The sequence below is a fragment of the Aeromonas sp. S18(2024) genome, from assembly GCF_041402525.1.
Lineage (GTDB): Bacteria > Pseudomonadota > Gammaproteobacteria > Enterobacterales > Aeromonadaceae > Aeromonas > Aeromonas enteropelogenes.
Genome location: NZ_JBGLQV010000014.1, coordinates 1 through 12,799 on the forward strand (window position 1 = coordinate 1; position 12,799 = coordinate 12,799).

A 12,799-nucleotide genomic window follows, 5' to 3' on the forward strand; every position below is an offset into this window, starting at 1 on the left:
CCTGATGGATTACTACAACTGGCGGCGTCCACATCAACACAATGACGGGATACCGCCAGCAAAAGCCGAAGATCGGCCTAACCAAGTGTCCGGATTTAGTTGACCACTACACCCCCATTTACACGGGGTCAACACACCGGCTCTTCTCAGAGTCGAGGGGAATACCCTAATCGCAAAGAATTAGTGCTTAGTTTCGAGTCACGAAGCGTATTCGGATATTCGCGTAATCAACCCGGTAGGGTGTAATAAGCGCAGCGCATTACACCTCTACCTTCCAGCCACCATATCAGCGGTGCAATTCACTCCGTTTATTGCACCCTACGGGCACCATTCCTATGGCTCCACATGCCCACAAAGGTGGTCTATCCCCCTCTGATGGTCCAACCCATTTCTCCACCTATCCCCTCGCCGGCCTCCCCTTATCAAGCGCCTTATCACCGCCATTTATGTGCGTCAGCTCACACCCTACGCTCTCTTTTCACCTCACAAATTTATAGTTTTACACCGTTTCCTGGCCGGATAACATCCCCCTCCATCACAAAAGCACGTTGAAAGAATAAAACTCAAGGCGCTGATTTTTAAAAATAAAAAATCACTCATCGATTCAATTCAGACCCATTTTGTCAGCGGCTCTGCGGTGAGATCAGGGTCACACTCAGGCCATAACCGCACAAAAATCCAGTTATTCGCACATTTGTCCGATAGGGTGACTGACTCCCCGGCGCGATAATAGCCAGGTCAAGTTTTGTCTGCATGCCGGCCGCACAAGGGCGGCATACCAACAGCTCCATCAAGGGAGCGGGGAGAGCGCCATGATCACCACACTGATCAATGAACATCTGATCAATCTCGATTTGAAAGCGACGCACAAGGAGGGGGTCTTCCACGAGATGGCCGCCCTGCTGGCGGCGCAAGGCAAGGTCAGCGACCAGCAGGCCTTTATCAAGGACTTGTGGGCCCGTGAGGAACTCGGTAACACCGGCTTCGAGGAAGGAGTGGCCCTGCCCCACGCCAAGAGCGCGGCGGTGAGCACCCCGGCGGTGGCCATCGGCATCAGCCGCACCGGCATCGAGTACGGCGCCGAAGATGGCAAGCCGTCCCACCTCTTTTTCATGATCGCCTCCCCCGACGGGGGCGCCAACCACCATATCGAGGTGCTGGCCGAGCTCTCCGCCAAGCTGATTGAAGAGGGCTTTATCGATGCATTGCTGGCGGCCAAGAGTCCGGCCGAGGCACTGGCGCTGCTGCTTGAGAAAAAAGAGGAGCAAGCCGTCACTGCGACCACCAGCAAGGGGTTGATCATCGGCGTTACCGGCTGCCCGGCCGGTATCGCCCACACCTATCTGGCGGCGGAATCCCTGGAGCGCGCCGCCCGTGAACTCGGTTACGAAGTAAAGGTGGAGACCAACGGCTCCATCGGCGTCAAGAACAGCCCTACCGCGGACGAAATCGCCCGCGCCAGCGCCATCGTGGTGGCCTGCGACAAGCACGTGGACATGGCCCGCTTCAATGGCAAACCGCTCATCAAGACCGGAGTCAAGGCGCCCATCAAGGATGGCAAGGGGCTGATCGAGCAGGCCCTGAAGGCCCCCGCCTTTGTGGCGGACAAGGATGAGCGCAAGAGTGAGGAGAAGAGCACCAGCGGCAGTTCGGATCTCTACCGCTATCTGATGAACGGTGTCTCCCACATGATCCCGTTTGTAGTCACGGGGGGCTTGCTCATTGCCCTGTCGCTCGCCATCGGCGGCAACCCGACCCCGAGCGGCATGCAGATCCCGGAAGGGAGCATGTGGAACCAGATCCTCAACGTGGGCGTGGCCGCCTTTACCCTGATGATCCCCATCCTGGCGGGCTATATCGCCTACGCCATCGGTGATCGTCCGGCGCTGGCGCCGGGCTTTATCGGCGGCTGGATCGCCAACAACGGCAGCTTCTACGGCGCCGACGCCGGCACCGGCTTTATCGGCGCCATCATCGCGGGCCTCCTGGTCGGTTATCTGGTGCGCTGGATTGCCACCCGCCAGTACCACAAGATGGTACAGCCGCTGGTGCCGATCCTGATCGCCCCCATCGTCGGGTCGCTCTTTATCGCCGCCGTCTTTATCTTCATCATCGGCGCCCCCATCGCCGACATGATGACGGGTCTGAACGCCATGCTGCTCTCCATGAGCGGTGGCAGCCTGGTACTGCTGGGGATTGTGCTCGGTGGCATGGCCGGCTTTGACATGGGTGGCCCGGTCAACAAGGTAGCCTTCCTGTTCTCGGTGGGCATGATCGCCTCCGGCCAGACCCAGTTCATGGGTGCCATGGCCTGCGCCATCCCGGTCGCCCCCCTTGGCATGTCGCTGGCCACCGTACTCGGTCGCAAGCTCGGCATCTTCGATGCCTCTGAAATCGAAGCGGGCAAGGCCGCCGGTGCCATGGGTCTGGTGGGGATCTCCGAGGGCGCCATCCCGTTTGCCGCCCGCGACCCGCTCGCCGTCATTCCGGCCAACGTACTGGGCAGCATGACCGCCGCCGTGATGGCCTTCCTGTTTGGCATCACCAACAGCGTCGCTCACGGTGGCCCCATCGTGGCCCTGCTGGGTGCGGTCAACAAGCCGCTGCTGGCACTGCTCTGCATGATCTGCGGCGCCATCGTCACCGGCGTGGTGGCGGTTGCCCTGAAAAAACTGCGCATGAAGAAGAGCGATGAGGCCATGCTCGCCAAAGCGGCCTGAGCGCTCCCCCGTCAGTGACCGTCAGTCATAACAAGAGGCCACCCCAGGGTGGCTTCTTTGCGTCAGTGGACAAACGGCTCAAACAAAAATGGTTGCGCCCTCTACTCATCCCGGCCCGCTCAGCTCCGATTGCCCTTGGCGCAATGTGATCATCTTCACGCTTGATGGCGAAATCGGACAAAACTAGGAAAATTTCCTACCCCTGCTAGGGATGGCTCTCAAGCCATTTATTTCCCCCCTGACTAGAGTCAGCTCACCTGATGTCGTGACCCGCACAGCGCGTGGCGAAAGCTCCGCAGCTCCCGTGCCGGGCCCGGGTTCATATGGACAAAGCGGCGGCCGAGCGCCCCGCTAGCCACCCCCTTTCATGACGTGACCTCTTCCAACGCTTGAACAACGACCAATAAACAGGCGGGAGGCACGGCGGAAATAGCGTCTATCTCGCAGAGGATGAACGAAGATGTTGAAACTGCTCCAACAGGTCCGGGTGCCCACCCTAGATCTGCCGGTCGAAGCCCGGCGCAAACTCTGGTTCAAGCCGTTTATGCAATCCTATCTGGTTGTATTCATCGGCTATCTGACCATGTATCTGATCCGCAAGAACTTCAACATTGCGCAGAACGACATGATCCAGACCTACGGTCTCTCCATGACCGAGCTTGGCATGATCGGCCTCGGCTTCTCCATCACCTACGGCGTGGGCAAGACCATCCTCTCCTACTATGCCGACGGCAAGAACACCAAGCAGTTCCTGCCGCTGATGCTGATCCTCTCCGCCCTGTGCATGCTAGGCTTCAGTGCCAGCATGGGTGGCACGGGTTTTAGCCTCTACCTGATGATCTTCTTCTACGCCCTGAGCGGCTTCTTCCAGAGCTGTGGCGGCTCCTGCAGCTACTCCACCATCACCAAGTGGACCCCCCGCAACAAGCGCGGCACCTATCTGGGCATGTGGAACCTCTCCCACAACGTGGGCGGCGCCGGTGCGGCCGGTGTGGCGCTGTTCGGTGCCAACTACCTGTTCGATGGCAACGTGCTCGGCATGTTCATCTTCCCCTCCATCATTGCGCTGATCGTCGGCTTTATCGGCCTGCGCTTTGGTAGCGATTCACCGGAAGCCTACGGCCTTGGCAAGGTGGAAGAGCTGTTTGACGAAGCGGCGAGCGAAGAGGACGTCGCCACCGAAGAGCAGAAGCTGACCAAGTGGCAGATCTTCGTGAAGTACGTGCTGATGAACAAGGTGATCTGGCTGCTCTGCTTTGCCAACATCTTCCTCTACGTGGTGCGCATCGGTATCGACCAGTGGTCCACCGTCTATGCCCACCAGGAGCTCGGCTTCTCCAAGGACGTCGCCATCCAGGGCTTTACCTTCTTCGAAGTGGGCGCCCTGGTCGGCACCCTGATGTGGGGTTACCTCTCCGATCTGGCAAACGGTCGTCGTGGTCTGGTGGCCTGCGTGGCACTGGCACTCATCATCGCCACCCTGGGTCTCTACCAGCACGCCACCACCCAGTTCATGTTCCTGGGCTCCCTGTTCCTGCTGGGCTTCCTGGTGTTTGGTCCGCAACTGCTGATCGGCGTGGCCGCCGTGGGCTTCGTACCCAAGCAGGGGATCAGTGTGGCCGATGGCGTCAAGGGTACCTTCGCCTACCTCATCGGTGACAGCTTCGCCAAACTGGGTCTGGGCATGATCGCCGACGGTACCCCCATCTTCGGCCTGACCGGCTGGAGCGGCACCTTCGCCGCGCTCGACATTGCCGCAGCCGCCTGTCTGGTGCTGATGGCCTGTGTGGCCATCGCGGAAGAGCGCAAGATCCGCCGCCTCAAGCGCGAGCTGAAAGCCGCCGAGCTGGCAACCCAGTCCGCCTAAGGGACAGAGTTCCTACTCCATACACGCTCTTGTGTCCATCCGGCCCGTCCAGTTGACGGGCCGGTTTTTTATCAGTCTTTGCCATCATCAAATGACCCCACCCCTGCACACTACGTGTACAGACACAAGGTCAGGTCCCACTCCAGATCCCATTTTCAGCCCCCGCCTTTGGCAAGCGTCCGGAGTTGGCGCTATCTTGTGGCACCCTTTTGCCAACAAAACAGAGAGCTGATGAAGATCGTCGCCGTCACCGCCTGTCCCACCGGCATCGCCCACACCTACATGGCCGCCGAGGCCCTGCAAAAAGCCGCTACCGCCCTTGGTCTCAAGATCAAGGTCGAGACCCAGGGAGCCATGGGGATGGAGAATATGTTGACCGCCCGGGACATCGCCGCCGCCGAACTGGTGCTGATCGCCTCGGACATCGAGATCGAGCAAAAAGAGCGCTTTCTCGGCTGTCGCACCCATCAGGTGCGCCTCGAGACCGTGTTGCTCAATGCCCAGGCCGTGCTCAGGGGGCTGCCGCTGCAGGCCTGATGCTGACCCGCGAGATCACCTTCTACTGCCATCAGGGCATGAGCATCACCCAGGCCAAGCAACTGAGCCGGCTGGCGGGGATGTTCAAATCCTGCATTCGCGGCGCCAATCTCACCCGCCGCCAAACCGTAACGGTGAGCAACCAGCTCTCCCTGCTCACCCTGGCCATCCAGCCCGGGGATCTCTGCCAGTTGCAGATAGAGGGGAACGACGCCGAGCTGGCCCACATGGCCTTTACCTGCTGGTGCGGCGAGCTGGGCCAGCCACTGGTGCGCCCGGCAACCGCCGCCCTGGCCGAGCAGCGCCTGGCTGGCGCCCTGCCCGACTATTGCTTTACCCTGGCCCAGCTTGGCCACAGCCAGACAGGGCTGGACAAGCCCCAGGCCCTCTCGCAGCTTATCGATCTGCTGCCTGCGCAGCTGGTCACCGACAGCGCCGGGTTGGCCGACGAGCTGACCGCCCGCGAAGAGATCGCCGCCACCATCATACGTCCGGGGCTGGCCATGCCCCATGTGCTGAGCTCAAGGGTGACCCGGCCCGCGCTGGCCCTGCTGGCCAGCAAGGCCCCCATCGAGTGGGGCTCCCGGATAGGGCCGGTACAGACCCTCATCCTGCTGGCGATCCCCGCCGGTAGCCCGCGCGAGACCCTGCTTCCCCTCACCCGGCTGGCCCGCGCCATGCTGGACGACGTCATCGCCAGCGCCCTGCTCAAGGCAAGTTCATCCCCTGCCCGCCAGGCCATCGTCGTCGAGAGCCTGCTCGGCTGAAAAGCGCCCCCGTTCATCTCGCCGACAAGCCCCTGTGATACACTCGCTGCCATTGTTCATTTGACGTGTGTATCCGATGAAATCTGCCCGCTCCCGCCTCTCCCTCTCTGCGCGCCCGCCCCGTGACAAGGGGGTCCGAGTCTCCTCCGCGCCTCGCAAGCCACAGGTGGCCCCGGCCGATCGCAAGCTGCTGTTGCTGAACAAGCCCTACATGGTGCTCTGCCAGTTCACCGACGAGGCCGGGCGGAAGACCCTCAAGGATTACATCAAAGAGCCCGGCATCTATGCCGCGGGTCGGCTCGACCGCGACAGCGAGGGCCTCTTGCTGCTCACCAATGACGGCAAGTTGCAGGCACACCTCACCCAGCCGGGGGAGAAGACCCCCAAGACCTACTGGGTCCAGGTGGAAGGAGTGCCGAGCGAAGCGGCACTGAAGGCCCTGCGCGCAGGAGTAGAGCTTAATGACGGCATGACCCTGCCCGCCGAGGCGCGCATCATGGATGAGCCCGACGTGTGGCCACGCAATCCGCCCATACGCGAGCGCAAGGAGATCCCCACCTGCTGGCTCGAGATCAAGATCATCGAGGGGCGCAACCGCCAGGTGCGGCGCATGACCGCCCATATCGGCCACCCCACCTTGCGTCTTATCCGCTACGCCATCGGCGACTGGACCCTCGATGATCTGGCGCCCGGCGAGAGCCGCAGCCTGCCGGCGCCGGAACTGGCTCCCCTTGCCCACTCATCGCCCCGTCGCAGCGACCAGACCGGCAAACCGCATCCCCCCCGGACAGTGCGCCCCGCAGGCAGCAAACCACGGGGGCAAACTCAAACCACAAACCCGGCCCCTGCCAGCAACAAGCCCCGCAGCGGTGGCCGGGGCAGCGCGCGCCGACCGGCCCGCGGCGGCCAATCCTGAATGAATCAACGAGACAAGGAGTCCCTATGAGCGATCATCCACCGCTGCCTACCCGCCTCACCGTCGCTGCTCTGGTGCACTGGCAGGGCCGTTTTCTGATGGTCGAAGAGGAGATAAGGGGTCAGCGACGCTTCAACCAGCCTGCCGGCCATGTGGAGCCGGGGGAAAACCTGCTTGAAGCGGCCTGCCGCGAGCTGAAGGAAGAGACCGGGCTCATCGCCAGCCCCGCCGCCTGGCTGGGTACCTATCTCTACAAGCCGGCGGACAGCGAGGCCACCTATGTGCGCATCGCCATGGTGTTCGACCTTGAAAAAGCCCCGGGGCAGCACCATCCAGAGGATCCCGACGGCGACGTGCTGGCCTGCCACTGGTTGACACTAGAGGAGCTTGGCGAGTGCAAATCCTCTTTGCGCAGCCCCCTGGTGTGGCAGTGCATCCAGGACTATCTGGCGGGCACCCGCTTGCCCCTCTCTGCGCTCAAGGCCTTTATCTGAGGCCATTTGACGCCGATTGCCGACTCGTGAGGCAATGGAGGGAAAAACGATTTCCTACTGCACGGTTCCTGATGGGAACGGCGGCATGGAGATGTGACCGGGGGCGCAAAACTCTGGTAGAATACGCCCCGTTTAAACGAACTGGTAACTTCGACTAATGACAGACAACAGCCAAATCAAGGTGATCGTCGGCATGTCCGGCGGCGTGGATTCTTCCGTCTCGGCCTACCTGCTCCAGCAGCAGGGCTATCAGGTCGAAGGCTTGTTCATGAAGAACTGGGAAGAAGACGACACGGACGAGTACTGCTCTGCCGCCCAGGATTTGGCTGATGCCAAGGCCGTCTGCGACAAGCTGGGGATCAAACTCCACACCATCAACTTCGCCGCCGAGTACTGGGACAACGTGTTCGAGCACTTCCTGGAAGAGTACAAGGCGGGGCGCACGCCGAACCCGGATATCCTCTGCAACAAGGAGATCAAGTTCAAGGCGTTCCTCGAGTTTGCCGCCGAAGAGCTGGGTGCCACCTACATCGCCACTGGCCACTATGTGCGCCGTGACGACAGCACCGGCCGTCCGCGCCTGCTGCGCGGTCTCGACACCAACAAGGATCAGAGCTACTTCCTCTACACCCTGAGTGAAAAGCAGGTGGGCCAAAGCCTGTTCCCGGTCGGCGATCTGGAAAAACCCGAGGTGCGCCGCATCGCCGAGCAGCTCGACCTGATTACCGCCAAGAAGAAGGACTCCACCGGCATCTGCTTTATCGGCGAGCGCAAGTTCAAGGACTTCCTGGCCAAGTTCCTGCCCGCCCAACCCGGCGACATCGAGACCGTGGATGGCAAGGTGATCGGCACCCACCAGGGATTGATGTATCACACCCTGGGCCAGCGCAAGGGGCTCGGCATCGGTGGCCGCAAGGATGCCACCGAAGAGGCCTGGTACGTGGTGGATAAAGAGGTGGAGCGCAACGTGCTGGTGGTCGCCCAAGGCGAACATCCCCGTCTCTACTCCGACGGCCTCATCGCGAGCCAATTGCACTGGGTGGATCGCACACCCATTCGCGAGCCGCGCCGCTGCACCGTCAAGACCCGTTACCGCCAGCAGGATATCCCCTGCCTGATCCAGCCCATCGACGACGAGACCATCCGGGTGATCTTCGACGAAAGCCAAGCTGCGGTGACCCCGGGCCAGTCCGCCGTCTTCTACGACGGGGAAGTGTGCCTGGGCGGCGGCATTATCGAACAGCGTTTCAGCCATCCGGTCTAAGGAATGAGACTGCCGTTTCGGGGCAAAGTCTGACGCCAGCGCCCCGAAACCCGTCATCCGGTTGAACAGCACAAATAGAAGGCAGCATACGTGAGCGACAAATTCCAAGACAGAACCATGGCCTTCGCCGGCATCTGCCAGGCCGCCTATCTGGTACAGAAGGTGGCCCGTGACGGTACCTGCGACGAGGCCTCCCTGCGCGAGAGCCTGCAAAGCATCCTGGTCACCGATCCCAAGCAGCCGCTGGACGTGTTCGGCAACCACCTGGCCATTCGCGATGGCTACCGCGCCCTGGTCGATCAACTGGGCGCCGACGGCAGCCAGAAAAACGCCGAGCTGACCCGTTACGTGGTGAGCCTGATTGCGCTGGAACGCAAACTGGCCAAGCGCAAGGACATTCTCAACATGCTGGGCGAGCGGATCAGCCAGATCGGCCGCCAGCAACAGCATTTCGATCTGCTCGACGAGCAGATCCTGGCCAACATGGCGAGCATCTACAGCGATCTTATCAGCCCCATCGGGCCGCGCATCCAGGTAGCGGGCACCCCGCTGTTCCTGCAACAGCCGCTGGTGCAGCACAAGGTGCGCGCCCTGCTGCTGGCCGGTATTCGCGCCGTGGTGCTGTGGCGCCAGCTGGGCGGCAGCCGCACCCAGATCATCTTCGCCCGCAAGAAGATGGTCGAACTGGCCAAACGTTACTAATCATCGCTCGCGCCCGGGCAGAGAGGTCGACATCAAGGTGAACAGCCGCACATCAGCCTTGATAACCACTGCAAGCGCGCGAGTGGATTCGAATCCCCCACACACATCAGGAGTTCACCACATGGAGCTGTCAGCGCTGACTGCTGTTTCCCCGATTGACGGTCGTTATGGCGACAAGGCCGATGCCCTGCGTCCCATCTTCTCCGAATTCGGCCTGCTGCGTTTTCGCGTCGAAGTCGAAGTGCGCTGGTTGCAGAAACTGGCCAGCCACGCCGGGATCCCGGAAGTCCCTGCCCTGAGCGCGGCTGCCAGTGCCCTGCTCGACGGCATCGTCAGCAACTTCAACGAGAGCGACGCCGCGCGCATCAAACAGATCGAGCGCACCACCAACCATGATGTGAAAGCGGTGGAGTACTTCCTGAAAGAGAAGGTGGAAGTGAACCCCGAGCTCGCCGCCGTCAGCGAGTTCATCCACTTCGCCTGCACCTCCGAAGACATCAACAACAACTCCCACGGCCTGATGTTGAAAACCGCTCGGGAAGAGGTGATAAAGCCCTACTGCGAGAAGCTCATCGGCGAGATCAAGCGCCTGGCCCATGAGTATCGCGACATGCCGCTGCTATCGCGCACCCACGGTCAGCCGGCCACCCCGAGCACCATGGGCAAGGAGATGGCCAACGTCGCCTACCGTCTGGAGCGCCAGCTCAAGCAGATCATGGCTGTCGAGATCCTCGGCAAGATCAACGGCGCCGTGGGCAACTACAACGCCCATCTCAGCGCCTACCCGGATGTGGACTGGCACCAGTTCTCCGAGGAGTTCGTCACTTCTCTGGGCCTGACCTGGAACCCCTACACCACCCAGATCGAGCCGCACGACTACATCGCCGAGCTGTTCGACGCCATGGCGCGCTTCAACACCATCCTGATCGACTTCGATCGCGACGTGTGGGGCTACATCTCCCTGGGCCACTTCAAGCAGCGTACCATCGCCGGCGAAATCGGCTCCTCCACCATGCCGCACAAGGTCAACCCCATCGACTTCGAAAACTCCGAAGGCAATCTGGGTCTGGCCAACGCCGTGTTCCAGCACCTGGCGAGCAAACTGCCCATCTCCCGCTGGCAGCGTGATCTGACCGACTCGACCGTGCTGCGCAACCTGGGCGTGGCGGTGGGTTACTCCCTGATTGCCTATCAGGCGACCCTGAAGGGCATCTCCAAGCTGGAAGCCAACGCGGACGCCATGGCTGCCGATCTGGACGCCAACTGGGAAGTGCTGGCCGAACCGATCCAGACCGTGATGCGCCGCTACGGCATCGAGAAGCCCTATGAGAAGCTCAAGGAGCTGACCCGTGGCCGCCGCGTGGACGCCGAAGGGATGCGTACCTTTATCGACACCCTGGAACTGCCCGAGGACGTGAAGGTCGAGCTGAAAAAGCTCACTCCGGCCAACTATATCGGTGACGCCCAGCGTCTGGTCGATCTGCTGAAATAAGCGGATAACCAACGAACAGGGGCCCTGTGCATACTCTGTCACAGGGCCCCTGTTATTTTCGACCCGGGTCACCATTTTCGACCTGCGTCACTATGTTCAACGACGCAGCCATGCTCAACTACGTAGCTGTGTTCAACTACGTAGTTATGTTCAACCGAGTGGCCTTGCCCAAGCCCGTCTTGGGCAAGCCCTCTCTCACAAGATACGAGAAGCACCATGTACCAACTCAATCTGGATATCGCTCACTTCCTCGAGCACTACTGGCAGAAGCGCCCGCTCCTTATCAAGGGCGGCTTCACCGACTTTCAGGATCCCATCAGCCCGGACGAGCTGGCGGGTCTGGCCATGGAAGAGGTGATTGAATCGCGCCTCGTCACCCGCTTCAACAACAAGTGGGAGGCAGCCCACGGTCCCTTCGAATCCTACGATCACCTGGGGGAAGAGAACTGGACCATACTGGTGCAGGCCTGCAACCACTGGGCGCCCGAGGTCAACGAGCTGGCACTGCCGTTCCAGTTCATCCCGGGCTGGCGCTTTGACGATGTGATGGTGAGCTTCTCCACCCCCCATGGCGGTGTCGGTCCCCATATCGACAACTACGACGTCTTCATCACCCAGGGTCAGGGCAAGCGCCACTGGCGCGTCGGCGATGCCACACCGCGCAATGAGTTCGCCGCCCACGCCGCCCTGCTGCACTGCGAGCCGTTCGAGGCGATCATCGACGTCATCATGGAGCCGGGCGATATCCTCTACATTCCGCCCGGATTCCCCCACGAGGGCTACGCCATTGAGCCTTCCCTGAACTTCTCGGTGGGCTTCCGTGCACCGGACGCCAAAGCGCTTATCTCCTCCTTTGCCGACCATCTGATCGACAACGACCTGCGTACCGAGCGCTACGGTGATCCCGACCTCAAGCCCCGCGCCCGCCACGGCGAAATTCAGCCCCACGAGCTGCACCGCCTGCGCGAGCTGATGCAACAGGCCCTCGATGACGAGACCCTGTTCAAGGAGTGGTTCGGCACCATGATCTCCGAGGCCAAGCACGATCTGGACGTCAATCCGGTGGAGCCGGACTACAGCGCCGACGAGGTGGCCGATCTGCTGACCCAGGGCGAGCCCGCCATCAAGGTGCCGGGGCTGCGCTCTGTCTGGTTCAGCGGCGAGAGCCAGACCTGCTACATCGACGGCGAAGCCTGGACCCTGCCGAGCGAGGATGCTGCGGCCATCTCGCTGCTGTGCGACAAGGACATGGTCACCCAGGCCGACATGGTGGAACTTGCCGATCAGGCCGGCTTCCTGCAGCTGCTGACCCGTCTGGTCAACCGCGGTTACTGGTTCTTCAACTGATCCTCTCGCTGTGACAAAAGGCGCCTTCGGGCGCCTTTTTTATCTCTGTGGTCACCGACTTCACATCATCTGCTGCCAACCAGGCCGACCCAGCGGCTCTTTTCACTTCTTGCCTGCTCCACAACTGACTTTCGAAGCTGAACCCACTCTTGACGGCGCACCTGATGATGCTTTTTTGCACAAGTGAAAGCTCGTATCATGCGGTCATTGTCCAAGCAGACAGGTTTAGAAGAGAGGGTATCCTATGCAGATCAGCACTCGTCCCATACCGTTGCCCGGTTATGACAACGCCTATCCCAAGCTGACCCCGGAGCAGATCAGCCAGGGCCGCGACAAGGCACTGGACAAGAAAGATGAGTATGTGGCGAAGCAGGAGGAGAAGGAGACTACCCGCCGCACCCTGGCAGTCTCCTATACCGAGCAGCAGCAGGACAAAGCCGCGGTGGATCGCTATCTGCAAGCCAGCGGCCAGGAGAGCGACGGGCAGAGCACCCCGACGGCCGCCGATATCTACCGGATGGAAGAGCGCCACCAGCAGCAACAGCAGCTCGGCGACTACCTGCAGTTCAGGCAGAGCCCCCTCGGTCAGCAGATGGGGGAGATGGTCGGCCAGGGCGACAAGCGGGGCAACCTGCTCGACATCATGGCCTGATCCCCATCAATGCAGATGAAAAAAGCCCTCATCGAGGGCTT

Annotated in this window: 11 protein-coding genes; all 11 read left to right on the top strand. The window is 61.2% G+C overall.

Annotated elements, in window-relative coordinates; genetic code table 11:
• Nucleotides 1-812 precede the first annotated feature (812 nt).
• Nucleotides 813-2,720: a fructose-specific PTS transporter subunit EIIC gene (locus ACB034_RS18535; protein ID WP_371173462.1), complete on the top strand. Its 1,908-nt coding sequence runs from the start codon at nucleotides 813-815 to the stop codon at nucleotides 2,718-2,720.
• 460 nt (nucleotides 2,721-3,180) lie between these two features.
• Nucleotides 3,181-4,587: a hexose-6-phosphate:phosphate antiporter gene (gene uhpT / locus ACB034_RS18540; protein ID WP_042024852.1), complete on the top strand. Its 1,407-nt coding sequence runs from the start codon at nucleotides 3,181-3,183 to the stop codon at nucleotides 4,585-4,587.
• A 231-nt stretch (nucleotides 4,588-4,818) separates the two neighbouring features.
• Entirely contained in the window at nucleotides 4,819-5,124 is a 306-nt protein-coding gene (locus ACB034_RS18545; protein WP_216992775.1) for a PTS fructose transporter subunit IIB, read from the top strand.
• Nucleotides 5,124-5,891 carry a PTS sugar transporter subunit IIA gene (locus ACB034_RS18550; RefSeq protein WP_371173463.1) on the top strand — a complete coding sequence of 256 codons (768 nt, stop codon included), beginning with the start codon at nucleotides 5,124-5,126 and terminating at the stop codon, nucleotides 5,889-5,891. Before ACB034_RS18545 ends, ACB034_RS18550 begins: the two co-directional genes overlap by 1 nt.
• Nucleotides 5,892-5,967: 76 nt before the next feature.
• Nucleotides 5,968-6,807 (top strand): pseudouridine synthase, encoded by an 840-nt coding sequence (locus ACB034_RS18555; protein WP_371173464.1) that lies wholly within the window; start codon nucleotides 5,968-5,970, stop codon nucleotides 6,805-6,807.
• A 26-nt stretch (nucleotides 6,808-6,833) separates the two neighbouring features.
• The gene (locus ACB034_RS18560; RefSeq protein WP_371173465.1) at nucleotides 6,834-7,301 is read left to right on the top strand and encodes an NUDIX hydrolase; all 468 of its coding nucleotides are present in this window, start codon (nucleotides 6,834-6,836) and stop codon (nucleotides 7,299-7,301) included.
• 157 nt (nucleotides 7,302-7,458) lie between these two features.
• Complete coding sequence (gene mnmA / locus ACB034_RS18565; RefSeq protein ID WP_342016901.1) at nucleotides 7,459-8,565, top strand: tRNA 2-thiouridine(34) synthase MnmA; 1,107 nt, start codon at nucleotides 7,459-7,461, stop codon at nucleotides 8,563-8,565.
• A 90-nt stretch (nucleotides 8,566-8,655) separates the two neighbouring features.
• Nucleotides 8,656-9,267 carry a high frequency lysogenization protein HflD gene (gene hflD, locus ACB034_RS18570; RefSeq protein WP_026455796.1) on the top strand — a complete coding sequence of 204 codons (612 nt, stop codon included), beginning with the start codon at nucleotides 8,656-8,658 and terminating at the stop codon, nucleotides 9,265-9,267.
• A gap of 121 nt (nucleotides 9,268-9,388) precedes the next feature.
• Nucleotides 9,389-10,759 (top strand): adenylosuccinate lyase, encoded by a 1,371-nt coding sequence (purB, locus tag ACB034_RS18575; protein WP_371173466.1) that lies wholly within the window; start codon nucleotides 9,389-9,391, stop codon nucleotides 10,757-10,759.
• A gap of 216 nt (nucleotides 10,760-10,975) precedes the next feature.
• On the top strand, nucleotides 10,976-12,106 hold the full coding sequence (locus tag ACB034_RS18580; RefSeq protein ID WP_371173467.1) for a JmjC domain-containing protein: 1,131 nt from the start codon (nucleotides 10,976-10,978) through the stop codon (nucleotides 12,104-12,106).
• A 244-nt stretch (nucleotides 12,107-12,350) separates the two neighbouring features.
• Entirely contained in the window at nucleotides 12,351-12,758 is a 408-nt protein-coding gene (locus tag ACB034_RS18585) for a hypothetical protein (protein WP_371173468.1), read from the top strand.
• Nucleotides 12,759-12,799 lie beyond the last annotated feature (41 nt).

What these genes read in the sequence shown, in the direction of transcription:
- ACB034_RS18585 (WP_371173468.1), top strand. Translation starts at nt 12,351, where the DNA reads ATGCAGATCAGCACTCGTCCCATACCGTTGCCCGGTTATGACAACGCC.
- mnmA (WP_342016901.1), top strand. Translation starts at nt 7,459, where the DNA reads ATGACAGACAACAGCCAAATCAAGGTGATCGTCGGCATGTCCGGCGGC.
- purB (WP_371173466.1), top strand. Translation starts at nt 9,389, where the DNA reads ATGGAGCTGTCAGCGCTGACTGCTGTTTCCCCGATTGACGGTCGTTAT.
- ACB034_RS18545 (WP_216992775.1), top strand. Translation starts at nt 4,819, where the DNA reads ATGAAGATCGTCGCCGTCACCGCCTGTCCCACCGGCATCGCCCACACC.
- uhpT (WP_042024852.1), top strand. Translation starts at nt 3,181, where the DNA reads ATGTTGAAACTGCTCCAACAGGTCCGGGTGCCCACCCTAGATCTGCCG.
- ACB034_RS18550 (WP_371173463.1), top strand. Translation starts at nt 5,124, where the DNA reads ATGCTGACCCGCGAGATCACCTTCTACTGCCATCAGGGCATGAGCATC.
- ACB034_RS18560 (WP_371173465.1), top strand. Translation starts at nt 6,834, where the DNA reads ATGAGCGATCATCCACCGCTGCCTACCCGCCTCACCGTCGCTGCTCTG.
- ACB034_RS18535 (WP_371173462.1), top strand. Translation starts at nt 813, where the DNA reads ATGATCACCACACTGATCAATGAACATCTGATCAATCTCGATTTGAAA.
- ACB034_RS18580 (WP_371173467.1), top strand. Translation starts at nt 10,976, where the DNA reads ATGTACCAACTCAATCTGGATATCGCTCACTTCCTCGAGCACTACTGG.
- ACB034_RS18555 (WP_371173464.1), top strand. Translation starts at nt 5,968, where the DNA reads ATGAAATCTGCCCGCTCCCGCCTCTCCCTCTCTGCGCGCCCGCCCCGT.